This is a genomic window from Streptomyces sp. NPDC043853, from assembly GCF_056436025.1.
In genome coordinates this window covers 1-22,837 of the sequence record NZ_JBWKDJ010000019.1, presented here as the reverse complement: position 1 = coordinate 22,837, position 22,837 = coordinate 1, and the positions used below count along the sequence as shown (strand labels likewise).

Here is a 22,837-nt window from a genome sequence, read left to right as displayed (position 1 = left end):
CGGCGCCGAGGTCTCGCTACTTCTTGGCGGCCGCAGCCTTGCCGAAGCGGGCCTCGAAGCGGGCCACGCGGCCACCGGTGTCGAGGATCTTCTGCTTGCCCGTGTAGAACGGGTGGCACTCGGAGCAGACCTCGGCACGGATGGTGCCCTCGGTCAGGGTGCTACGGGTGGTGAACGACGCGCCGCAGGTGCAGCTGACCTGGGTCTCGACGTACTCGGGGTGGATCTCGCGCTTCAAGGTGTCTCCTAGTTTCGGGAGGGCGCCGGGTCGCACGTCGCGGAATTGCTCCATGCGTGAACCGGGGCCGACGTACCAGTCTGCCAGGACCGGCCCGCCTGTCAAAATTCCGGGACGCACCCCTCAACGGGTACCCGCGCGCCGTTATTCCTGCCCCCGCCCGGCGGGCTCCGCCGCTCCCCCGGCGGGTCTCCGCCGGCCGGCCCTAACGGACGACGGACCCGGCGGTGCCCTTGTCCCCGGCGGATTTCTCGGTGGCCTCGGCCGGGATCGGCCGGTCGGCCCGCAGGGCCTGCCAGACCAGCGCGGTCTCCTTCGCCAGCGGGACCACGCGGTTGGGGTCGCGGATGTCCCCGGCCACCGGCAGGGTGATCATCTGCATGTCCCGGGAGTCGATGCCGCCCATCCCGGAGGCGAATCCCATCAGCGACTTCACGTCGCCCAGCTTCGAGTCGGTGGTGACCGCCTTGGTGGCGGTGTCGGCCAGGTCCAGCAGCCGCCCCGGGTTGTCGAGGATCCCGATGCCCTTGACCTGCTCGACCAGGGCCTTGATGAAGGCCTGCTGGAGCTGTATCCGCCCCAGGTCGCTGCCGTCGCCGACGCTCTTGCGGGTGCGGACCAGGCCGAGGGCCTGCTCGCCGTTCAGCCGGTGGGTTCCGGGCGGGAGGTCGAGGTGGCTGGCGCCGTCCTTGATGGGCCTGGCCGTGGTGACCTGCACTCCGCCGAGCTTGTCGATGATCTTCTTGAAGCCCGTGAAGTCGACTTCGAGGTAGTGGTCCATCCGGATCCCGGACATCTGCTCGACCGTCTTGACCGCGCAGGGCGCCCCGCCGACGGTGAAGGACTCGTTGAACATCCGCCGGGTACCGCCGGGGTCGGTCCTCCCGGACGCGGTCGTGCAGGAGGGCCGGGTGACCAGGGTGTCCCGGGGTATCGATATGACGCCGGCCTTCTCGTGGCCCTCGTAGACGTGGACGATCATGGCGGTGTCGGAGCGGGCGGAACCGCCGTCGTCCCTGCCGTACTCGGCGTTCGCGCCGCCGCGCGAGTCGGAGCCGAGGACCAGGATGTCCATCGAGCCGTTGTCGACGTCGGCCGGGCGGTCCTTGCCGAGGGCCGCGTCGAGGTCCACGCTCTTCAGGTTGTCGTTGAGCTTCTCGTAGAACCAGCCCAGACCACCCCCGCCGAGGACCAGCACTCCCGCGGCGGTCCACCCGGCGATCGCGACCGCCCGGCGGCCCTTCGAGGGTTTTCCGCGGCGCCCCGCCCCGGCCCGGTGGCCCCGGCCCCTGCTGTCCTCGGTCATGCGTCCTCGCCTCCCGTGCGTCCGCCCACACAGACGGGTGCCCGGTATGACGGGTTCCATGACGGTTCCACGAGGTGCCGTGAACGCCCCGTGCCCACCGCGCGGACGCGGTGGGCACGGGGCGGCCGTGAAGGGCCTTGTTCGCCGGTTTACTGCCGGTGTACCCGGGGGGTCAGCCGAAGAGGTTGAACTGTGCCCAGGCGGTGCCGAAGGCCTTGCGCGTGGCGAAGGTCGCACCGGTGCTGCTGCCGGTCCCCGGGAACAGCCACAGGGCGTCGCCCTCACGGGCCAGCAGGTCGGCCTTGCCGTCGTTGTTGACGTCGCCGACGGTCGCGAAGGCGGTGTACGAGCTGCCGAGGGTGGCCACCTTCACGCGCGGCGCGAAGCTGTTCAGGCCGAGGGTGCCGGTGCCCTTGTACAGGAAGACCTCGCCGGCCGGGGTACGGGCCAGCAGGTCCGTCTTGCCGTCACCGGTCAGGTCGCCGTGGCCGAGGACCTGGCTGTAGATCTGCCAGCCCGGTCCGCCGTCGACCTCGGCGTAGAAGCCGCCCTTGCCGTTGCCCGGGTGGATCCGCAGCCGGCCGGCCGAGTCCACCGAGATCAGGTCCTGCACGTCGTTGCCGTTGACGTCGCCGGGCGCGAGGAAGGTGCGCCGGGTCTGCCAGCCACTGGCGAGCTTGGTGTGCTGCCAGGTGCCGTTCGACTGGAACGTCCGGTACAGGTCGCCGGCGGCGGTGCGCCGGATGACGTCCTGCGAGCCGTCCAGGTCGAGATCGGCCTGCACGAGCAGGTTGTCGGTCGTGAAGTCACCCGGCACCGAGGCCTGCCAGGACAGGCTGGTGCCCTTGGAGTGGAACGGGAACAGCTTGCCGTCGGAGGCCCGGCGGGCCAGCATGTCGGCCTGGCCGTCCTTGCTCCAGTCGGTGTCGTACACGCGGGCCCGGATCGGCCCGGAGTACGAGGTGACCTTCGCGTAGACCCCGTAGGCGCCCTTGTAGACGCAGTCCTCGACGCCCCAGGAGACCACGCCGATCAGGCGGCCGTTGCGGACCAGCGGACCACCGGAGTCGCCGTTGCAGGCGGTGGTGGTGCCGGCGTCCGCCCCGGAGGCCGGGGTGCCCGCGCAGACCATGTGCCCGCGGATCAGGTAGTCGCCCCAGAAGCCCGCGCAGGTGTCGTCGGAGACGAGCGGCAGCGAGGCCTTCTTGAGGGTGGGCGAGACGGCCTGGCTGCCGGAGGTGTAGCGGCCCCAGCCGTACACCTCGGCGGTGTTCCCGACCGCGTAGTTGCCCGTGTCCGTGGAGCGCGCGACCGGCAGCAGCGGAACGCTGACGGGCTTGGCGAGGGTCAGCACCGCCACGTCGTTGTCCGTCGTGGCGGCGTTGTACGCGGAGTGCTTCCACTGGCGGCGGACGGTCACCGGGGTGCCGCCCTGCCAGTTGGTCACTCCGGAGGAGTCGACCGTCGGGAGCTTGGTGGCGCCGACGACGACCACGCTGTCGAGGGTCCAGTTGACCCCGTCGACGCAGTGGGACGCGGTGAGGATCTTCGTCGGGGAGACGACCGTGCCCCCGCAGAAGAAGGCCTCGTCGTCCGCCTTGTCCGGGGTGTTGCGGTCGTCGAAGTAGTGGAGCTGCGCCATCCAGGGTGCGTTGGCGATGGTCTCCGTGTTGCCGCCGATGATGTACGGCGACGACTTCGGAGGCTCCGGCTTGGTGCTCTGCGGCGGGACCGGCTTGGTCACGTCCCGCGCCTGCTGATCGGTCGTCATCGACCGGGAGACGCGCTTGCCGAGCTCCTTCACGGAGGGCTCGGGCGTCGTGGTGGCGGCTGCCTGTGCTCCGGTGGCCGTCAGTCCCGTGCCCAGCAGGGCCAGGACGGACGCGGCGACAGGGACCGCCAGGCGCGAAGTGCGTATGTGCACGCGCGACTTCCTTCTTTTTGGCGGAGCAGTTGATTGGTGCGGTGATCCTATGGCAACGCCGCCCCCGCCCTGGTGGGCGGGGGCGGCGTCGGGGTGCTCCGCCGGTCCGGCCGGTGCGGCCGGACCCGAGGTCAGTCGTTGTTGACGGCCGAGGGGGTCGTCTTGGCGATCTGCATCAGGAACTCGGCGTTCGACTTCGTCTGCTTCATCTTGTCCAGCAGCAGCTCGATCGCCTGCTGCGAGTCGAGCGCGTGCAGCACCCGGCGCAGCTTCCAGACGATGCTGAGCTCCTCGCTGTTGAGGAGGATCTCCTCCTTGCGGGTGCCCGAGGGGTCGACGTCGACGGCCGGGAAGATGCGCTTGTCGGCGAGCTTCCGGTCGAGCTTGAGCTCCATGTTGCCGGTGCCCTTGAACTCCTCGAAGATCACCTCGTCCATCCGCGAGCCGGTCTCGACCAGCGCGGTGGCCAGGATGGTCAGCGAGCCGCCGTCCTCGATGTTGCGCGCGGCACCGAAGAAGCGCTTCGGCGGGTACAGCGCGGTCGAGTCGACACCACCGGACAGGATGCGGCCGGAGGCGGGCGCCGCGAGGTTGTACGCGCGGCCCAGACGGGTGATGGAGTCCAGCAGGACGACCACGTCGTGGCCCAGCTCGACGAGACGCTTGGCGCGCTCGATGGCCAGCTCGGCGACGGTGGTGTGGTCCTCGGCCGGGCGGTCGAAGGTCGAGGAGATGACCTCGCCCTTGACCGACCGCTGCATGTCGGTGACCTCTTCCGGACGCTCGTCGACCAGGACGACCATCAGGTGGCACTCGGGGTTGTTGTGCGTGATCGCGTTGGCGATCGCCTGCATGATCATGGTCTTACCGGTCTTCGGCGGGGCCACGATCAGACCGCGCTGGCCCTTGCCGATCGGCGACACGAGGTCGATGATGCGGGTGGTCAGCACGCCCGGGTCGGTCTCCAGGCGGAGCCGGTCCTGCGGGTAGAGCGGGGTGAGCTTGTTGAACTCGGGGCGGCCGCGGCCGGACTCCGGCGCCATGCCGTTGACCGAGTCGAGGCGCACCAGCGCGTTGAACTTCTCGCGGCGCTCGCCTTCCTTCGGCTGGCGCACGGCACCGGTGACGTGGTCACCCTTGCGCAGGCCGTTCTTGCGGACCTGGGCGAGGGAGACGTAGACGTCGTTCGGGCCGGGCAGGTAGCCGGAGGTCCGGATGAACGCGTAGTTGTCGAGGATGTCGAGGATGCCCGCGACGGGGATCAGCACGTCGTCGTCGGCCACGGTGGGCTCGCCGGCGCCGAACTCCTCGCGTCCGCGACGGCCACGGCGGTCGCGGTAGCGTCCGCGACGGCCACGGCGGCCGCCGTCCTCGTCGAAGTCGTCCTGCGGACCGCTGTCCCGCTGCGGCTGCTGGCCCTGACCGCGGCCGCCCTGCTGCTGGCGGTCCTGACGGTCCCGGTCCTGGCGGTCCGGGCGGTCCTGACGGTCCTGACGGCCCTGGCGCTCGCCGCCCTGGGCCTGGCCGGCCTGGGCCTGCTCCTCGCCCTTGGCGCCACGTTCGCGGCGGTCGCGCTGACGGTCACGGCGGTCACGACGGCCGCGGCCCTCGGCCTCCTGGCCGGAGACGGCGGTCTCGGCCTTGGCCTCGGGCTGCGCGGCAGCGGCGGGCGCCTCGGCCTTGGGCTCGGCCTTGGGCTCGGCGGCCGGGGCGACGACGGTGGTGGCGGCGGCCGCGGCGGCGGTCTCGGGGGCACCGGCGGGCGCGGTGGCCCGGCGGCGGCGGCGCTCGCCGGCCGGCTGGTCGGCGGCGGCCGGCTGGCCCGGGATGTCGATCTGCTGCTGGGCGGCCGGCGCCTCGGCGGCGGCCTCGCCCGTGCGGGCCTTGCTGGTGGTACGGCGCTTCGGCTTGGCCTCGGCGGTGCCGGCGGAGTCCGCGGCCTTGGCGGCGGTGCCGCCGCCGGCCTGCGCCTCCTTGATGACCTCGATCAGCTGGCTCTTGCGCATGCGCGCGGTGCCCCTGATCCCGAGGCCGGAAGCGACCTGCTGCAGCTCGGCCAGGACCATGCCCTCGAGGCCGGTGCCGGAGCGGCGACGCTTGGGGGCGGCGGTACCCGCAGCGGGAGCACTGGTGTCGACAGTGGTGTCGGCAGCGCCCATCAGATCGGTGGTGTCGCTCACGAAGGGTCCTTCCCTGGAGCGGACGTCGGCCTGTCTGGCTCGGCGACCGGTTGTGCTGTCCGACCGCGGACCGAGATCTTGCTGATCGTGGCCCGAAGTCGAGGCGGTGGTCCGCCGGACATCGATACGGCGGAGAGATACGTGCATGGGTTCCGGCGAGAAGCCCCCCAGCTGAAAGCGTGGGAATGTGTCACGCCGATTCCGGAGCGTGCTCGAAACTGCCTGGCAGAAATCAAAGCAGTTGGGGAGGCTCCCGGAAGAAGGGTGGTCCCTGATAGGGACACTGAGCACCGAGCCCTGGCGGCTTCGGATGCACACTTGAGAGTAACACTACCGGATCCAACAGACATTCCCCCTCTCACTCACCGGCAATCGCGCCTTCCCCGGGCCGCGGGCGGCCTGCCCGGCCGCCCGCCCCCGGCGCGCCGTTACTGGCCGCCCTGGGTGCCCAGCGGAAGAACGCTCGCGCCCGCGGCGTCGAGGGCGAGCCGGTTGGCCGCCCACCCCTCGCCCGCGAGCTGCGCGACCTTGTCGGCCGCACCGCTGTCGACCAGCGCGAGGACCGTGGGGCCCGCGCCGGAAATGACCGCGGGCACGCCGTCCGCCCGCAGCCGGTTCACGAGTGCCACGCTCTCGGGCATCGCGGGGGACCGGTACTCCTGGTGCAGCCGGTCCTCGGTGGCGGGCAGCAGCAGCTCGGGACGCCGGGTCAGGGCTTCGACGAGCAGGGCCGCACGGCCCGCGTTGACGGCCGCGTCCACGTGCGGGACGGTCCGCGGCAGCAGGCCGCGCGCGGTCTCGGTCAGGACCGGCTTCGAGGGCACGAAGACCACCGGAACGATGGAATCGGCGGGGTCCATCCTGATGGCCTTGGCGCTGCCGCCGTCCATCCAGGCCAGGGTGAAGCCGCCGAGGAGGCAGGCGGCGACGTTGTCGGGGTGGCCTTCGATCTCCGTGGCGAGCTCCAGCAGCGCCGCGTCGTCGAGCCGGGCCTCTCCGCCTATGGTCACGGCGCGGGCGGCGACGATGCCGGCGCAGATGGCCGCGGAGGAGGAGCCCAGGCCCCGGCCGTGCGGGATGCGGTTGGCGCAGCGCACCTCCAGGCCGCGCGGCTGCCCGCCGAGCAGGTCGAAGGCGGTGCGCATGGAGCGTACGAGCAGGTGGCTCTCGTCGCGGGGCAGCGTCTCGGCGCCCTCACCCGCGATGTCGATGTCGAGGCCGGAATCGGCCACCCGCACGACCACGTCGTCGTAGAGCCCCAGGGCCAGGCCCAGGGCGTCGAACCCGGGTCCGAGGTTGGCACTGCTGGCGGGGACGCGCACCCGTACGGCGGCGGCGCGGAACGCTGGACCGGCCATCGCTCGATGAACTCCTTGTTGACTGTGCGGGACCCGCGCACGGGACTGCGCGGGATCTGCTGGGGATCTGCTGGGGATCTGCTGGGGATCTTCCGCTGTGAATGTACTGGAGAACGTACGACACCCGAAGGCCCCTGAAACTCCCGAGGGGCAGCACCTTGTCACGTGAAAGGGCGCGTGCACGGTGGCGGATGTAAGTACAGCGTATCGAAGGAAGGTTCTGTCGCGACATAGGGCGCACAGGAGGCGCACGATGCGTGTCGCGCACACCGGCCGTGTTTCGCGGCTTTCGCCCCGCGCTGCCGGGTTCTCGTCCCCCTCAGCGCCGGGTTCCGGAGTGCTCCGGAACCCGGCGTGCGGGGCTACCCGCGTTCCGCTCAGACCAGGCCGAGGCGTACGGCGGCGGCCTCGGCGTCCACCGGAACGGTGACCGGCTGCGGAGCGCCGGCGATCGCCCAGTCGGGGTCCTTCAGGCCGTTGCCGGTGACGGTGCAGACGATCGTCTGGCCCGGGTCGACCAGGCCCTGCTCGGCGGCCTTGAGCAGACCGGCGACCGAGGCGGCCGAGGCGGGCTCCACGAAGACGCCCTCCTGGGCGGCCAACAGCCGGTAGGCGGCCAGGATCTGGCGGTCCGTCACCTCGTCGATGAAGCCGCCAGACTCGTCCCGGGCCGCGAGCGCGTAGTCCCAGGAGGCCGGGTTGCCGATCCGGATGGCGGTGGCGATGGTGTGCGGCTCCTTGACCGGCTCGCCGCGCACGATCGGCGCCGAGCCCGAGGCCTGGAAACCCCACACGCGGGGCGTACGGGAGGCCAGGCCGTCGGCCTTGTACTCCTTGAAGCCCTTCCAGTACGCGGTGATGTTGCCCGCGTTGCCGACCGGCAGCACATGGATGTCGGGGGCGTCGCCGAGCGCGTCCACGATCTCGAACGCGGCCGTCTTCTGGCCCTCGATGCGCACCGGGTTCACCGAATTGACCAGTGCCACGGGGTAGTTGTCGGACAGCCGGCGGGCGAGCGTGAGGCAGTCGTCGAAGTTGCCGTCCACCTGCAGGATCTTGGCGCCGTGGACCAGGGCCTGGCCCATCTTGCCGAGTGCGATCTTGCCCTGGGGGACCAGTACCGCGGAGACCATGCCGGCGCGCACCGCGTACGCGGCCGCGGAGGCGGAGGTGTTGCCGGTGGAGGCGCAGATGACGGCCTTGGCGCCCTCCTCCTTGGCCCGGGTGATGGCCATGGTCATGCCGCGGTCCTTGAAGGAGCCGGTCGGGTTGGCTCCCTCGACCTTCAGGTGGACCTGGCAGCCCGTGCGCTCCGACAGCACCTGCGCGGGCACGAGCGGAGTGCCACCCTCGCGGAGCGTCACCACCGGGGTCGTGTCCGTGACCGGCAGCCGGTCACGGTACTCCTCGATGATGCCCCGCCACTGGTGGGTGCGATTGGTGCTCATGGGTCCTTTACTCCCCTTCAACGCGCATGATGCTGGCCACACCGCGGACGGTGTCGAGCTTCCGCAGTGCCTCGACGGTCCCGGAGAGGGCGGCGTCGGGGGCCCGGTGGGTGACGACGACGAGGGAGGCCCCACCGTCGATTTCTGGACGACCTTGCTGCCGGACGGTGTCGATCGACACCCCGTGCTCGGCGAAGACCGTCGCGACCTGGGCGAGCACGCCCGGCTTGTCGGCCACATCGAGGCTGATGTGGTACCGCGTCACGACCTCTCCCATCGGGCTGACCGGCAGCTGGGTGTACGCCGACTCGCCCGGCCCCGTTGCCTCGGCGAGCTTGTTCCGGCAGACGGCGACCAGGTCGCCGAGGACCGCGGAGGCGGTCGGCGAGCCGCCCGCGCCCGGGCCGTAGAACATGAGCCGCCCGGCGGCCTCCGCCTCGACGAAGACGGCGTTGTACGCCTCGCGCACGGAGGCCAGCGGGTGGCTGAGCGGGATCATCGCGGGGTGGACTCGAGCCGTGACGGACTCGCCGTCGGCGGCGCGCTCGCAGATCGCCAGCAGCTTGATGGTGCAGCCCATCCGCTTGGCGGAGGCGAAGTCGGCGGCGCTGACCTCGGTCATGCCCTCGCGGTGGACGTCGTCGAGCCGGACCCGGGTGTGGAAGGCGATGCCGGCCAGGATCGCGGCCTTCGCGGCGGCGTCGTAACCCTCGACGTCGGCGGTCGGGTCGGCCTCCGCGTAACCCAGCGCGGTGGCCTCGTCCAGGGCCTCCTGGTAGCCGGCGCCGGTGGAGTCCATCTTGTCGAGGATGAAGTTGGTCGTGCCGTTGACGATGCCCATCACCCGGTTGATCTTGTCGCCGGCCAGCGACTCGCGCAGCGGGCGGATCAACGGGATGGCACCGGCCACGGCGGCCTCGTAGTAGAGGTCCAGCCCGGCCTGCTCTGCGGCGGCGTGCAGCGCGGCCCCGTCCTGGGCGAGCAGCGCCTTGTTCGCCGAGACCACGGCGATGCCGTGCTCGAAGGCGGTGGTGATCAGTCCGCGGGCCGGCTCGATGCCGCCGATGACCTCGATGGCGACGTCGATGTCGCCGCGTTTGAGCAGGGCGGTCGCATCGGTGGTGACCAGGGCCGGGTCGATGCCCTCACGGACCTTGGAGGGGCGGCGGACGGCCACGCCGGCGAGTTCGACGGGCGCGCCGATCCGGGCCGCCAGATCGTCGGCGTGCGTCGTCATGATGCGCGCCACCTCTGAGCCGACCACTCCACAGCCCAGCAGCGCCACCTTCAGCGGACGCGTACGCATCATTTGACCTACGCCTTTCGATCTTGGATCACTTCGATCGGCCCCGGTCCGCGGAATTGCACACCGGGGGTGGAACCAGTCTCACTCAATGGACAGCGGAATCCATCCTCGGTCCATTGACTGAGACGTCATGAGACGTCCATTTTGGGGGGTCGGACGTCCTCTCGGGAAAAAACGCGTGTCATCCGAGGTCGAGACGCAGGAGATCTTCCTCCGTCTCACGCCGGACGATCACCCGCGCGTCGCCGTTCCGGACCGCCACGACCGGCGGGCGGAGGGCGTGGTTGTAGTTGCTCGCCATGGAGCGGCAGTACGCCCCGGTGGCCGGTACGGCGATCAGGTCGCCGGGTGCGAGGTCGGCGGGCAGGAACGCGTCCTTGACCACGATGTCCCCGCTCTCGCAGTGCTTGCCGACGACCCGGGAGAGCACCGGTTCGGCCTCGGACCGGCGGGAGACCAGCGCCACGCTGTACTCGGCGTCGTAGAGCGCGGTGCGGATGTTGTCCGACATGCCTCCGTCGACGCTGACGTACGTGCGGAGCCCTTCGAGCGGCTTGATCGTGCCGACCTCGTACAGGGTGAACGCGGTCGGGCCGACGATGGCCCGGCCCGGCTCCACGGAGATGCGGGGCGCGCTCAGCCCGGCGCTCTCGCACTCGCGGGCGACGATCTCCTTCAGCGCCTTGGCGATCTCGTGGGGCTCGCGCGGGTCGTCCTCCGAGGTGTACGCGATGCCGAGGCCCCCGCCGAGGTCGATCTCGGGCAGCTCGATGCCGTGCTCGTCGCGTACGGCGGCCAGCAGCCGTACGACGCGCTTGGCGGACACCTCGAAGCCGGCCATGTCGAAGATCTGCGAGCCGATGTGCGAGTGGACGCCGATCAGCTCCAGGCTGTCGTGTCCCAGCGCCCGGCGCACGGCCTCGGCGGCCGAACCGTCGGCGACGGCGATGCCGAACTTCTGGTCCTCGTGCGCGGTGGCGATGAACTCGTGCGTGTGGGCCTCGACGCCGACGGTGACCCGGATCTGCACGCGCTGGCGCACCCCGAGCTCGCTCGCGACGTGGGCGACCCGGGCGATCTCCTGGTAGCTGTCGAGGACGATCCGGCCGACGCCGGCCTCGACGGCCCGGCGGATTTCGCGGACGGACTTGTTGTTGCCGTGGAAGGCGATGCGGTCGGCGGGCATCTCCGCGGCGAGGGCGGTCGCGAGTTCCCCCTCGCTGCACACGTCGAGATTCAGCCCCTCCTCCTTCAGCCACCGCACGACGGCCTTGGAGAGAAATGCCTTGCCGGCGTAGAACACGTCCGCGTCCTTGCCGAACGCGTGCGCCCACGCGCGGCACCGCTGCCGGAAATCCTCCTCGTCGAGGAAATAGGCGGGCGTGCCGAACTCCTCCGCCAGCCGGGTGACTTCGATGCCGCCGACGCTGACCACACCGTCGTCACCACGGGTGACCGTACGGGACCACACCTTCTCGTCCAGCGCGTTGAGGTCGGCCGGCGGCGGGGAGTAGTGCCCCTCGGGCAGGTCGGCGGCGTGGCGGGGCCCTGCGGGGTGCGCGGAACGGCTCATGTCTCTCTCAACTCTCTTGATCTTTCTGAACGTCGCTAGATCAGCTCGGGGGCGTCGATGCCGAGCAGGGACAGGCCGCCGGCCAGCACCGTCCCGGCGGCTTCGGCAAGGGCCAGCCGGGCGCGGTGGGCGGCCCCGGGTTTCTCGTCCCCGACGGGGAGCACCCCGTACTGGAAGTCGAGCAGGGCGTCGGCGATCACGACGAGCTGCCGGAGGACCCGGTCGGGCTCCCGGTGGTGGGCAGCGGCCTCCAGGGCGAGGGGGTAGTCGGCGAGGGCGGAGAGCAGGGCGGGCGCGTCGACTTCCCTCACTTCGGCCGTGAAACCGAGCTGGGCGGCGTTCCGGGTCACGGCCCGACTCCGGGAGTGCGCGTAACGCACCCGGAACAACTCACTGCTCTCGTCCTGGACGAGCAGCCACTCGCCGAAAACAGGGGTCTCCCTGGGCCCGACGGAGAGCATCGCCCAGCGCGCGGCGTCCGCACCGTAGAGACGTTCGACGTCCCCGTCGCGCCGGGCGACGGGCGCGACGGCGGGCGGGGCACCCGCCCCGACGACGCCCTGACTGGCGGCGATCCGCGTGACGGCACCGACGACGGCGCGCTCACGCAGCTCGGCTCCGGCGGCGTCGGGCACAGCGGGCGGGTAGGCGTTGTCGGCGTAGCCGTAGGGCCGCCGTTCGGCGCCACCGAGGATCCGTGCGACGAGAGCGGCGCCGCCCCCCTCCTGGAGGGTGAAGTTCAGAAAACCGCCCCCGGTGACCACCACGTCCCGTATCCCGGGCTCGGCGAGCAGCCGCCGGGCGAGCACTCCGGCCACCTCGGCGGGCTTGATCCCGGCACCCTTCGCGACCCGGAAGGCGACGGGGGTGGCGTACTCCCCCACCCCACCCGGACGGGTCCGTTCGACCACGATCCGCGCGGGCACCTCGACCGCCAGCTCCCCGCCCTCGACGGCGCAGCGCAGGGCGCGACCGACGGTACGGGAGAGATCAGCGGGGTTCACGGTCCCAGCCTAGGCGAGAGACCCCCACCGGCCGCGAAGGGTTTCGCCATGTGAAACCCCGGCAGGACGGGACCCCCACAGGCCGGCACACCCGAGCCAGACCAACGAACCTGTCCACCGGACCCATCCACAGGAGGGCCTGTCCACAGGAGGACCTATCCGCCGAGCCGCACGCCGTTCCGCTCCACCAGCCGCCGTACGACCTTCACCAGCTCGGCCGGCTCGAAGGGTTTGGCGAGGAAGGCGTCCACTCCCGCCTCCACCCCGACATCGACCTCGTGCTGCGTGCACGCGCTCACGATCGCGACGGGCAGGTCCCTGGTCCGCGGATCGGCCCGCAGCCGCGCGGCGGTCCCGAACCCGTCCAACCGGGGCATGACCACATCAAGCGTCACCACGTCCGGACGCACCTCGTGCACCACGTCCAGACACTCGGCACCATCGGCCGCGGTCACGACCTCGAAGCCCTCCAGCTCGAGATTGACCTTGATCAGCTGCCGGATGACCTTGTTGTCGTCGACAACAAGCACCCGGCCCGAGGCGCCTGGCACAACTCGAGAGTAGGTGTCCGCCTGCCCCCGCGTCCGGGTTTTGCCCACTTCCACCCCGTCCGAGCGACCCAACCCCCTCTCCCGCCCGAAACCCGTTCCTGATCACCCCTCCGGAGCTGGTAGTGTTCATCCCGTCGCCGCGAGAAGCGGACGATACGCCCCCGTAGCTCAGGGGATAGAGCAACGGCCTCCGGAGCCGTGTGCGCAGGTTCGAATCCTGCCGGGGGCACTTCGCAGGAAGTGCCCAAAGACCCCGCCATCAGCGGTAACGCTGAAGCCGGGGTCTTCGCGTATCTGCAGCCGTACGCCGCGCCGAGCAGCCCCGGAGTGAGCGCATTCCTCCTGGGCCGCGCTGTCCACCTGCTCCCGGCGGTGGTGCCGCACCGGGCCCTGCCCGGTGAGCGAGGTGCCGTTCCCCCCAAGACGTGGCGCGCATGCGGGTGGCCGCCCCGCCGTCGCGGCGATCGGGTTCGGCAAGCCTGCGCACGTACGTCACGGCGGGCCCTCCCGGCACCGCCCGTCCTCCCCAAGTAGCGGGGAGAGGCCGGTTGTTAAGGTGATCGAAAGAGGGACGGGGGGCGGAATGTCGGGTTTCACCAATCTCCACGTGGCCGATGACGATCTGCGGAAACTCGCCGACGACATGGACGAGATGCAACGGCACCTCGACGGCCAGGTGCGCCGGATGGACGCGATCGTCGACCGGATCGAGGCCGGCTGGCGTGGCACGACCGGCGAGGCGTACCGGGCACTGCACCGGGCGGCGGCCGAGGATGCCGTGCGGATCCGGGAGATCCTCCTCGTCTTGGAGCAGGCCGTGCGGCTGAGCCGCGACGGGTTCAGTCAGCAGGATTTGGAGACCCTCCGGGAGTTCCGGCGGGTGCAGAGCGCAGTCGATGCGGCCCGCGAGGTACAGGCCCTCTCGGAGGGCACGGCGCCGCCGGCCCGGCGCAGCAGCATCGACGATCTCTGAGAACTTCAGGAACACGCCGAACAGCGGGGGGAATCGCGTGGCGGATGACCACATAGGCGTCAACTTCGGCGCTCTTCACGGGCTCGCGGGTGAGCTCGAAGACATCATCGGGCAGCTGTCACTGAAGCTCGAGGAGCTCTACAAGCGCACTGAGCCCGTGGTGTTGACCTGGGAAGGCGAGGCCCGCGACGTCTTCGTGGACCAGCTCGACCGGTGGGACCGGGAGATGCAGGACCTCGAAGCCGCGCAGAGGTGGCTGCACTCGGTCGTCACCACGGGCCAGGTGAATTACGGCGCTGCCCACCGGGCCGTGCTGCGCGGTTGGGGTGCTTGATGGCAGGACCCGCGACCCCGCCGGCACCCGCGCCGAGCGGTGCATTCGACGTCACGCCGACGAAGCTGAACGGTGTGGCGCAAGGGGCGGTGATACAGCAGGGCGTGCTGGACAAGGGTGCCCGTGACCTGGTGTACGACCTCGTCGAGTACATGGACTGCGGTGGGTACGGGACTGCCGCACAAGCGGTGGCGAGCGCCTACGTCGACATCGGGAACCGCTTCCTCGAGACGTGGGCCAAGAGTGTCGTGAGCATCGGCGGTGTCGCGGTCGGGTTCGTCACCACGGCGAACAACTACTCCAAGGCTGACGCGGCAAGCCATCCTTCGGGCACGGCGCAGCCCGTCGTGTTCCCGGTGCCCCATGTCATCGACGCACCGCCGAAGTACCAGCCGGTCACCGACCTGAGCTGGGGTGACCTCGACGACTACAGCAGCGGATTCCTCTCCTGGGTTCTCGAGGGTGTCCCCGACTTCGCGATGGACATCCTGCGCGGGCTGCTTCACCACGCCTACCGGTGGGGTGAAGCAGCCGACATCCTGCCGCTGCCCGACTATCAGCAGATCAACAAGATCGCCCTGCGGTGGCTGGAACCCGGTACCACCGTCTCCGGAGTGGCCGACGCGATGACCGGTCTGGTCGGTTCCATATCCGACCCCAACAACGGTGAGTGGCAGGCTGCAATGCGGCAGTTCGCCAGTTCCCTGTGGGGCACCACGGCGTGGGGCAAGCACACGGTCAACTACGAGTGGGGGCATGACACGGGTGGCGGAGCACCGGGCGCCGCCAGCCACCCGGTCATGTCGGTCCTCAAGGACACGGCAGACGGGATCAGCCAGGCCATGATGGCCTACGCCGACGCCGCCGAGAAGATGCGCGTCGAGTTGTGGCGCATCTTCAAGCAGGCCATCAAGCAGGCGATCGCCGATCTCAAGCAGCTCCCGGACTTCGACGACGTGAAGAAGATCGGCAAGAAGCTGCTCGGGCTCGGCGGCGAGATCGGTGTCGGCATCACGTTGAAACTGGACACCGCCGCCATGAACCGTGCGGTTTCCACCTACGAGGCCGAGCTGGCCGACGTGGCGAGCCGGATCAGGGCCCTGAGGCCGGCCCTCGATGAGGCATACACGAGCGCTCCGACCTTCCAGGCGGAAGAAGCTCGAGCCGTGCGCGTGGTACTGCGGTACGCACAGGGTCTGGAGCCGCCGTTCATCGTGCTCACGTCCATGCCGATTGCCTGAGAGCCTGAGGTCAGTCCCCGTGCAGCCAACCCCAAGGGCCTTTTTTCTGGAGAGCCCGGCCACCAGGCTCATCGACCTGGCCATCCTGGCTCAGGAGGGCCACAGCGGATCCTCCCTCGACGACGAGATCCGGCGCTACAACCGCGTCGTCAGGAACTCCTGGCGGGCTGATTGGATCTGCCCGCCCCACACGGCCGCGGCCATGCTGGACCTCCTCGCGGTGCTCGTCGCCGCGCCGAACCCCCAGGCTCCGCTCCCGGCTTCCTTCGAGGAAAAGCTGGCCCGGGCGGCCGATGGAATGGATCAGGCCGAGTACCTCCACACGCTTGCGGAAATCGTACGGACCCTCGACCGCGAAGAGCCCGCGGCCTATGACGAGCTCTCCATGGCCGCATGGGAGCTCTCCGTCCTCTTCCCCTATCTGAACGGCTTCTCCGCCGAGCTGGATGATGGCGGCCACACCTCCTTCGCGGCAGCCGTCGCCTCCGGAGTGCTGAACGAGCACCCGTACTGCGTCGAGCTCGCGGTCCCGTACACCACCGAGGCCCAGCTCGGGCTCACCCTGTTCCCCGACGAGCGATCCCTCGGCCGGTACATCCCCTGGGCTTCCCGCGACCGGCTCCACGAACTTGTCGACATCGTCAACGACCACATGCAGCGAGAGCACTCATGACCACCCCCATCGCGAACCGGGCGGCGACCTACCCCGACCGGGAGACGGCCCAGTGGGCCACCCAGCAGGTCGTCACCCGCAACGAGCAGATGATCCACCGCTGGCTGGCCCAATCCACCCGGCAGCGACTCACCATCGAAGCTTCCTGGCCCTCCCGCGAAGGGCCTGTCGGGCGTGTGCTGCTCCGGGCGATGATGCTCGCCGGCCGGGACGCCGTCGAGGTTCGAGCCGCGCGGGTCGTCCTTCTGCGGAACCCCCGCGTCCCCCACGGATTCACCGTCCACGCCACCTTCCCGATCCACCTGTAGAGGCAGCAGCTGACGTGTCCCTCAAACCCCTCGAACACGACCGGAAGTACGGCGAGCTCGACCAGGTAATGCGTGCGCACACGGGATGCACGGCACATGACGAGGAAGCCCTCACGGCCTACCTCCGGCATTGCTGGCGCACCCGGCCGTGGGCCATCGCCGTTGCCGAGGAACAGCTGCGCGCCTACGCGCAGAACCCGCCGGGGCGGCTCCGCCTGCGGCTGGGCGAGTTCTACCCCGTTCCGGATGTCGGCCTGCCCGATTCCGAGATCCAGCCCTGGCTGCTGCAGCTGGCCGACCGGCTCAAGGAGAGCGTCGAGACCGGCACCGCGCCCGCCCCCGCCACGCCCCGGACCCACTGGGAGTGGCACGCCCGGTTCCCTGAGCTGGCCCAGTTCCTCGGGGGCTGGTTCTCCCAGGACGCCCCCGACGAGTTCGACGAGCACGACGCGGCAGTGCAGGACTACCTGGAAGGGACCGACCCTGGCCTTGTCGCCCAGCTCCTCGGGGAGCTGCACGACCTGCTTTCGCTGCCGCTGGAGGACTCCGACTACGCCCTGGCCCTGTCCGAACTGGGTATGGAGGTCGACCCCCCGGCACCGCTCGGCCCGCGGGCCTGGCTCAAGGAGCTCACCGACCGCCTGCTCTGAGGCCGGCCGCCTCCTCCCCGCCCGGACGAGACAGCGCCTCGTCTCGTTATGAGGTGGAGCGTACGGCGCGGACGCGGCAGGGGTGTCCGGTGGTTCGCACGAGGGGCAACCGGGGGTTACGGGGCTTTTCGACGCTTGTTTCGGGGGGAAGTGGGGTGCCTAGGATTTTGGGGAAGGCTGCTTGGTGCCGTTGACCTGGCATTTCGTGGCGCGGGTGGTTCGGACGAGGAGGTACCGGGGCATGCGGGAGCTGGTGGAGACGGCGCGGCGGTGGATGTCCGAGGGCCGGGTCGCGTTTCTGGCGCGGCCCGTGACCGAGCAGGGGTTCGGGCCGCGGGATCCGGGCGGGGCGCTGCTCGTCGACGCGCGCGGGGAGTGCGTCGGGTCCCTGTACCGCGGTGTGTTCGACGCCGAGCTGGCCGCCGAGGCCGCCGCGATGCCGGCCGGGGCGACCGCACGGGTGTGCGAGGTGTCCGTCGGCGGGCCCGAGGCCGAGGCCGCGCGGCTGACCTGTGGCGGGCAGGCGGAGATCCTGCTGCAGCCGCTGGCGGGCGTACCGGCCGAGTGGTGGGAGCTGCTCGGGCAGGGCGCCGGGGTGGCGCTGGTGACCCGGCTGAACGAGGCCGCGGACCAGGCGGAGAGTGTGATCGTACGGGCGGTGGACGCGCCGGAGACGGAGGCCCAGCGGCGGGCGGCCGAGCTGCTGGCCACGCGGCGGGCGGGCCGGGACGCGCTGTACGGGGACTCCGGGCTGCTGCTGGTCGAGGCGTTCCCGTCGGCCCCCTACGTGGTGATCTGCGGCGGTGGCGAGCTCGCCGGGATCATCGCGCGGCAGGCCCGGCTGCTGGAGTGGGAGGCGGTGGAGGTCGCCGACGCCGCCGAGGGCGAGAAGGTGCTGGCCGCGCACCGGGACGCCGCGTGTCTGGTGGTGCTGACCCACGACCCCGCGTTCGACGTGCCAGTGCTGCGTTACGCGCTCGCCGATGGGATCCCGTACGTGGGGGCCCTCGGGTCACGCAAGACCCAGGCGCGGCGGACCGAGGCGCTGCTCGCGGGCGGGGTGGGCGAGGCGGACCTGGCCCGGGTGCACGGGCCGATCGGGCTGGACCTGGGCGCCCGGACCCCCGCGGAGACGGCGCTCGCCATCTGCGCGGAGATCCTGGGCGTGCTGGGCGGGCGCGACGGCGGCGGGATGCGGGACACCACGGGGCCGATCAACAAGTAGTCCGTGGCGGCGCCGGTCCCCCGGCGGCGGACGCGGCGCCGTTCCGTCCGACGCCGTCAGCCGCCGTCAGCCGCCGTCCAGGGCCTTCTTCAGTTCGGCCTTGTTCATGTCCGAGCGGCCGTGGATGTTGCGGCGCTGCGCCTCGGCGTAGAGCTGGTCGTACGTCGGGCCCTGGGCGCCCTTGTGGGAGTGCAGGCCGCCGCGGCGGGAGGAGGACATGTCCTCCAGCGACTGCTTGCTCGCGGTCCTGGACTCGCCGGCGCGGGCGCGTTCCTTGTTCACGGTGCGGGCGGCGATCTCCTCCGCCCGGTCCGTGGACTCGCCGCGCTCCAGGGCGCTCTCCTTGATGTGTTCGTACTGGCGTTCCCGTTTGGGGGAAGATCCGCGGGGCATGCGCTCTCCTCGCCTTCCGTCCGGAGTGGGTGGTTCCTTCCCGCGCACGTACCCCGCACCGGTGGAGCAATTCACGACTTTTGGGATGCATGGGGTGTTTTGATCCGGGTACACGGGGAGCATGGACAGCACCAAGGGAGAGGCCGCGTTCATCCTGGCCGCCGGCATAGCCGTGGCCGGGTTCCTCATTCTCATGTTCTGGCTGGGCAGGCGTGTCCGGGACCGTGAGCCGGAGCCGCCGACTGCCGACAGCCAGCCGCACCTGCCCGAGGGCGGGGCGGTCTACGAGGTGCGCGAAGAGCGGGACCAGGTCGAGATCCCCACGGGCGGCCTCCGGCCGCACGAGATGCAGGGATACGGGAACTTCGGTTCCACCACATCGGCACACCCCGACGAGGCACGCAAGGAGCGGGAGCCCGAATACACCGGTCTGCACCGGCGCTGGCCGGAACACAAGCGGCCCGGTGGGGGCGGCGGGACCGGGACCGTGAAGCCCGCGTAGGCGCCACCCGCGCACGGACCTCCCACGGACCGACGTCCGACCTCCGACCTCCGACCTCCGACCGGCAATCGACCTCCCACCGGCATTCGACCTCCGACCGGCCTCCGACCTGTGGATCTCATCGATCCGGGCGGGCCACCGACCCACAGGACCCGCGTGCGGCGCACCGCACGCGGGTCCTCGCGCGCCCGTGGCCCCGCCTCCGGCCACGCCCGTCAGAGCTCCTCCCGCAGCCTGAGCACCTCCGGCGGCGGATGCCGTTTGCCGGCGGCCCGGACCTCCGCCGCCAGCGGCGGATCGAGGACCCGGAACGGCACCTCCCCCAGCCCGATGGCGGTGACCGTGCCGCCCGGCGGCGCCGCCGTCCGCTCCCCCAGGGCCGCCGCCACCTCGGCCCGCACCGCGGGCGACAGCGGGCTCGACACCATCGGCGCCTCGTCGTCCTCGCCCGGCAGGACGAGGACCAGCGCGGCCGGCCGCCGGGAGGTCCCGGTGTAGCCGATCACGGCCGCGTCGCGGGTGTCGGTGTGCCGGAGCTTCCGCCAGGCGCGCCTGCCCGCCGGATAGGGCTGGTCGAGGCGTTTGATGACCAGCCCCTCGATGCCGCTGGCGGGCAGGGTCTCGTACCAGGTGGCCGCCAGTTCCGGGTCCGTGGTCATCGGCACCGGCTGCAGCGGCGGCCCCAGCGGCAGCAGCAGGTCCACCAGCAGCGCCCGGCGGCGTTCGTACGGGCGGGCCCGGACGTCCAGCCCGGCGAGGGTGAGCACGTCGAAGGCCGCGTACGAGGCCGGCAGGCTCTGGGCGAGCAGCGCGGCCCGCGCCTCGGTGGCGGCGGCCCGGCGCTGCACCAGGGCGAAGTCCGTACGGCCGGCGTGCCAGACCACGACCTCACCGTCGAGCACGGTGTCGGGCGGCAACTGCCGCGCGGCGCCCGCCAGGTCGGGGAACGCGCTGGTGACGATCCGCCCGGACCGGGCCTGGAGGACGACGTCCGTCGCGGTCCGGGAGATCACCATCCGGTGGCCGTCGAACTTGGGTTCGTACGCCAGACCGGGCCCGTGCGGCAGGGTCCGTACGGTGGCGGCCAGCGCGACCCGGATCACCGTGGCTCACCGCCCCGGCGCGGGGGGAACGGGCAGCGGCCGGGCCCGGTCGGGGTCGACGAGCGCACCGTACAGATCTCCCTCGCGGGCCAGCCGCGGCGGGATGTCGTCGGCGAGGAAGACCAGGTGCCCGGGCTCGCGGCAGGCCGCCACCTCCTCCCAGGAGAGCGGGGCCGAGACGGCCGGCAGGGTCCGGGCGCGCAGGGTGTAGGGCGCGGCGGTGGTCTTGGCGGCGGCGTTCTGGCTGTGGTCGACGAAGACCTTGCCCGGCCGCAGGGCCTTGGCCATGCGGTGGACGACGAGGTCCGGCAGTTCCCGCTCGGCTTCCTGGGCGAGGCGTTTCGCGTACGCGGAGACCACGCCGGACGGGGTCGGCTCCAGCGGCGCGGCGAGGTGGAGGCCCTTCGACCCCGAGGTCTTCACGCAGACGGTCAGGCCGTCGGCCCGCAGCCGGTCGCGCAGCCAGAGCGCGGCGCCGCAGCACTCCACGACGGTGGCGGGCGGGCCGGGGTCGAGGTCGAGGACGAGGCGGTCGGCGACGGCGGGATCGCCCACGGGCCATTGGTGGGTGTGGAACTCCACCACCAGATTGGCCGCCCACACGAGGGTGGGGAGATCGGCGACGACCACCTGCCGGGCCCGCTGGTTCTCGGAGCGCGGCACGGGAGTGGTCTTCACCCATGCGGGGGTGCCGGGCGGCGGGTTCTTGGTGAAGAACAACTGGCCGTCCGGCCCGTCGGGATAGCGAAGGAAGGACACCGCCCGGTCGTGGATGTGGGCGAGCAGGGGGTCCGCGACCGTGGCGTAGTAGTGGAGCACCTCGCCCTTGGTGTAGCCGGTCTCGGGATAGATGACCTTGTCGAGATTGCTGAGCGCGAGGCGACGCCCCTCCACCGATGTGATCGGCGTCATACGATGAGACTGCCACGAAAGAGGAGGAACCGTGCGATCCATCTGGAACGGTGCGATTTCCTTCGGCCTGGTCAGCATCCCGATCAAGCTGGTGAACGCCACCGAGAACCACTCCATCTCGTTCCGCCAGATCCATCTGGAGGACGGTGGCCGGATCCGCTACCGGAAGGTCTGCGAGCTCGACGGCGAGGAGGTCGGGGCGGAGGAGATCGGCAAGGGCTACGAGGAGGCCGACGGCTCGATCATTCCGGTGACGGACGCGGACCTGGCGCAGCTGCCGCTGCCGACCGCGAAGACGATCGAGATCGTCTCCTTCGTCCCGGCCTCGGAGATCGACCCCCTCCAGATGGACGCGGCGTACTACCTGGCGGCGAACGGCGTGGCCGCCGCCAAGCCGTACACCCTGCTGCGGGAAGCGCTGAAGCGCAGCGAGCGGGTGGCCATCGCGAAGTTCGCGCTGCGGGGGCGGGAGCGGCTCGGCATGCTGCGGGTCGTGGACGAGGTCATCGCCATGCACGGCCTCCTGTGGCCGGACGAGATCCGCGCGCCGGAGGGTGTGGCACCGGACACGAAGGTCACGGTCCGCGAAGCCGAACTCGACCTGGCGGACGCGCTGATGGCCACGCTGGGCGAGGTGGAGGTCGCGTCGCTGCACGACGAGTACCGCGAGGCGGTGGAGGCGATGCTCGCGGCGAAGGCGGGCGAGGCGATCGAACGCGAACTGCCGGAGGAGGGCGCGGAGGCCGCGCCCGGCCAGGTGATCGACCTGATGGCCGCACTGGAGAAGAGCGTACGGGCGGCCAGGGCCTCGCGGGGCGAGGGGGACGGGGCGGTGGGCGGGGCGGGCGAGGCGCGCGGGGCGGGCGGGGCGGGCGAGGGTCGGGCGGCGGAGGTTACGCCGCTGGCGGGGAAGCGGAAGCGGGCTCCGGCTGCGCCGAAGGCGGTGGGCGGCAAGAAGTCGACGACGTCCACGGCGAAGCGGGTGGCGGGGGCGGGGGCTGCGGGGGCGGGGGCGGGGGCTGCGGGGGCCGCCGGGGCGGGGACGAAGAAGTCGACGGGTACGAGTGCGCGCGCCTCGAAGGCGGCTTCGAAGGCAACGACGAAGTCGGCCGCGAAGTCGACTGCGAAGTCGACGAAGGCTGCGGCGGCGGGGAAGAAGGCGGCGCCGCGGAAGCGGACTTCGGCCTGAGGGGGGTGGGAGGTGGGGGCGCGCTGGGTGCGGAAGGAGGTTCCCCACCCGCCCACCCGTACAGGGCGTCACGGACGCCGAGCCACCAGTGGGTGGCTGCGCACCATCGGCACCCACCCCGCCGTGTTCCCGTGTGCCCCCGCTACGCCTGAGGGCACCATCTCGCCGAGCAGGAGGGGATGTTGGCCGACCTTCACCGGGTCGAGATCGATCCACGGGGCGGGGTCTGGGCAACCGGGCTCCGCGTCAGCGGGACTGGTTGGCTGGGCGGGGACGGGTGCTGCCGGGGCTTCGCCCAGACGGAATCGGGAGGTGCCCGGGGGCTGCCCGGCAGTCCCAGTGTCATTACGCGCCGGCCGCCGGCGTCAAGGGCGCTCCCGTTGGTCGCGTCGGCAAGCCGATGGCCCTTCGGGCCACCCTTGACACCGACGACCGTCACGCAACGA

The 22,837-nt window shown here is 71.2% G+C and carries 22 protein-coding genes and 1 tRNA gene; 10 read left to right on the top strand and 13 right to left on the bottom strand.

Features of this window, described 5'->3' with window-relative positions; all coding sequences use genetic code 11:
- Window positions 1–16 precede the first annotated feature (16 nt).
- The 10 genes from rpmE to AC067U_RS33810 form a co-directional block, all read right to left on the bottom strand.
- Window positions 17–238: a 50S ribosomal protein L31 gene (gene rpmE / locus AC067U_RS33855; RefSeq protein ID WP_365111216.1), complete on the bottom strand. Its 222-nt coding sequence runs from the start codon at window positions 236–238 to the stop codon at window positions 17–19.
- 205 nt (window positions 239–443) lie between these two features.
- The gene (locus tag AC067U_RS33850; RefSeq protein ID WP_478833669.1) at window positions 444–1,544 is read right to left on the bottom strand and encodes an LCP family protein; all 1,101 of its coding nucleotides are present in this window, start codon (window positions 1,542–1,544) and stop codon (window positions 444–446) included.
- Window positions 1,545–1,716: 172 nt separating this feature from the next.
- Window positions 1,717–3,468, bottom strand: a complete 1,752-nt coding sequence (locus AC067U_RS33845; RefSeq protein ID WP_478833668.1) for a trypsin-like serine protease — start codon at window positions 3,466–3,468, stop codon at window positions 1,717–1,719.
- A gap of 131 nt (window positions 3,469–3,599) precedes the next feature.
- Window positions 3,600–5,648: a transcription termination factor Rho gene (gene rho, locus AC067U_RS33840; RefSeq protein WP_478833667.1), complete on the bottom strand. Its 2,049-nt coding sequence runs from the start codon at window positions 5,646–5,648 to the stop codon at window positions 3,600–3,602.
- 428 nt (window positions 5,649–6,076) lie between these two features.
- Window positions 6,077–7,006: a homoserine kinase gene (gene thrB / locus AC067U_RS33835; RefSeq protein ID WP_478833666.1), complete on the bottom strand. Its 930-nt coding sequence runs from the start codon at window positions 7,004–7,006 to the stop codon at window positions 6,077–6,079.
- A gap of 377 nt (window positions 7,007–7,383) precedes the next feature.
- The gene (gene thrC / locus AC067U_RS33830; protein WP_478833665.1) at window positions 7,384–8,454 is read right to left on the bottom strand and encodes a threonine synthase; all 1,071 of its coding nucleotides are present in this window, start codon (window positions 8,452–8,454) and stop codon (window positions 7,384–7,386) included.
- A gap of 7 nt (window positions 8,455–8,461) precedes the next feature.
- Complete coding sequence (locus AC067U_RS33825; protein WP_478833764.1) at window positions 8,462–9,760, bottom strand: homoserine dehydrogenase; 1,299 nt, start codon at window positions 9,758–9,760, stop codon at window positions 8,462–8,464.
- Between the two features lie 181 nt (window positions 9,761–9,941).
- A complete protein-coding gene (gene lysA, locus AC067U_RS33820; protein ID WP_478833664.1) occupies window positions 9,942–11,333 on the bottom strand; it encodes a diaminopimelate decarboxylase in 1,392 nt (463 codons plus the stop codon).
- Between the two features lie 35 nt (window positions 11,334–11,368).
- The gene (gene nrtL / locus AC067U_RS33815; RefSeq protein WP_478833663.1) at window positions 11,369–12,337 is read right to left on the bottom strand and encodes an ArgS-related anticodon-binding protein NrtL; all 969 of its coding nucleotides are present in this window, start codon (window positions 12,335–12,337) and stop codon (window positions 11,369–11,371) included.
- Between the two features lie 155 nt (window positions 12,338–12,492).
- On the bottom strand, window positions 12,493–12,936 hold the full coding sequence (locus tag AC067U_RS33810) for a response regulator (RefSeq protein ID WP_478833662.1): 444 nt from the start codon (window positions 12,934–12,936) through the stop codon (window positions 12,493–12,495).
- A 109-nt stretch (window positions 12,937–13,045) separates the two neighbouring features.
- Here AC067U_RS33810 and AC067U_RS33805 point away from each other — a divergent pair.
- The 8 genes from AC067U_RS33805 (at window position 13,046) to AC067U_RS33770 (ending at window position 18,292) form a co-directional block, all read left to right on the top strand.
- Window positions 13,046–13,117 (top strand) — tRNA-Arg (locus tag AC067U_RS33805).
- Between the two features lie 378 nt (window positions 13,118–13,495).
- The gene (locus tag AC067U_RS33800; protein ID WP_478833661.1) at window positions 13,496–13,861 is read left to right on the top strand and encodes a WXG100 family type VII secretion target; all 366 of its coding nucleotides are present in this window, start codon (window positions 13,496–13,498) and stop codon (window positions 13,859–13,861) included.
- Between the two features lie 37 nt (window positions 13,862–13,898).
- A complete protein-coding gene (locus AC067U_RS33795) occupies window positions 13,899–14,195 on the top strand; it encodes a WXG100 family type VII secretion target (RefSeq protein WP_478833660.1) in 297 nt (98 codons plus the stop codon).
- Window positions 14,195–15,436 carry a hypothetical protein gene (locus tag AC067U_RS33790; RefSeq protein ID WP_478833659.1) on the top strand — a complete coding sequence of 414 codons (1,242 nt, stop codon included), beginning with the start codon at window positions 14,195–14,197 and terminating at the stop codon, window positions 15,434–15,436. The genes AC067U_RS33795 and AC067U_RS33790 overlap by 1 nt, the downstream gene beginning before the upstream one ends.
- A gap of 19 nt (window positions 15,437–15,455) precedes the next feature.
- Window positions 15,456–16,109 (top strand): hypothetical protein, encoded by a 654-nt coding sequence (locus tag AC067U_RS33785; protein ID WP_478833658.1) that lies wholly within the window; start codon window positions 15,456–15,458, stop codon window positions 16,107–16,109.
- Window positions 16,106–16,417: an RNase A-like domain-containing protein gene (locus AC067U_RS33780; RefSeq protein WP_478833657.1), complete on the top strand. Its 312-nt coding sequence runs from the start codon at window positions 16,106–16,108 to the stop codon at window positions 16,415–16,417. The genes AC067U_RS33785 and AC067U_RS33780 overlap by 4 nt, the downstream gene beginning before the upstream one ends.
- 14 nt (window positions 16,418–16,431) lie before the next feature.
- Window positions 16,432–17,067: a contact-dependent growth inhibition system immunity protein gene (locus AC067U_RS33775; RefSeq protein WP_478833656.1), complete on the top strand. Its 636-nt coding sequence runs from the start codon at window positions 16,432–16,434 to the stop codon at window positions 17,065–17,067.
- Window positions 17,068–17,308: 241 nt separating this feature from the next.
- The gene (locus AC067U_RS33770; protein ID WP_478833655.1) at window positions 17,309–18,292 is read left to right on the top strand and encodes an XdhC family protein; all 984 of its coding nucleotides are present in this window, start codon (window positions 17,309–17,311) and stop codon (window positions 18,290–18,292) included.
- A 66-nt stretch (window positions 18,293–18,358) separates the two neighbouring features.
- On the opposite strand, the gene AC067U_RS33765 is transcribed toward AC067U_RS33770, so the two are convergent.
- Window positions 18,359–18,685: a plasmid stabilization protein gene (locus tag AC067U_RS33765; protein WP_478833654.1), complete on the bottom strand. Its 327-nt coding sequence runs from the start codon at window positions 18,683–18,685 to the stop codon at window positions 18,359–18,361.
- A gap of 121 nt (window positions 18,686–18,806) precedes the next feature.
- On the opposite strand from AC067U_RS33765, the gene AC067U_RS33760 reads away from it, so the two are divergent.
- Window positions 18,807–19,187 carry a DUF6479 family protein gene (locus AC067U_RS33760; RefSeq protein ID WP_478833653.1) on the top strand — a complete coding sequence of 127 codons (381 nt, stop codon included), beginning with the start codon at window positions 18,807–18,809 and terminating at the stop codon, window positions 19,185–19,187.
- Between the two features lie 215 nt (window positions 19,188–19,402).
- Here AC067U_RS33760 and AC067U_RS33755 read toward each other — a convergent pair whose 3' ends face one another.
- A complete protein-coding gene (locus AC067U_RS33755) occupies window positions 19,403–20,287 on the bottom strand; it encodes an ATP-dependent DNA ligase (protein ID WP_478833763.1) in 885 nt (294 codons plus the stop codon).
- A gap of 9 nt (window positions 20,288–20,296) precedes the next feature.
- Window positions 20,297–21,202: a non-homologous end-joining DNA ligase gene (gene ligD, locus AC067U_RS33750; RefSeq protein WP_478833652.1), complete on the bottom strand. Its 906-nt coding sequence runs from the start codon at window positions 21,200–21,202 to the stop codon at window positions 20,297–20,299.
- A 31-nt stretch (window positions 21,203–21,233) separates the two neighbouring features.
- Here ligD and ku point away from each other — a divergent pair, with 31 nt between their 5' ends.
- Window positions 21,234–22,391, top strand: a complete 1,158-nt coding sequence (gene ku, locus AC067U_RS33745) for a non-homologous end joining protein Ku (RefSeq protein ID WP_478833651.1) — start codon at window positions 21,234–21,236, stop codon at window positions 22,389–22,391.
- Window positions 22,392–22,837 lie beyond the last annotated feature (446 nt).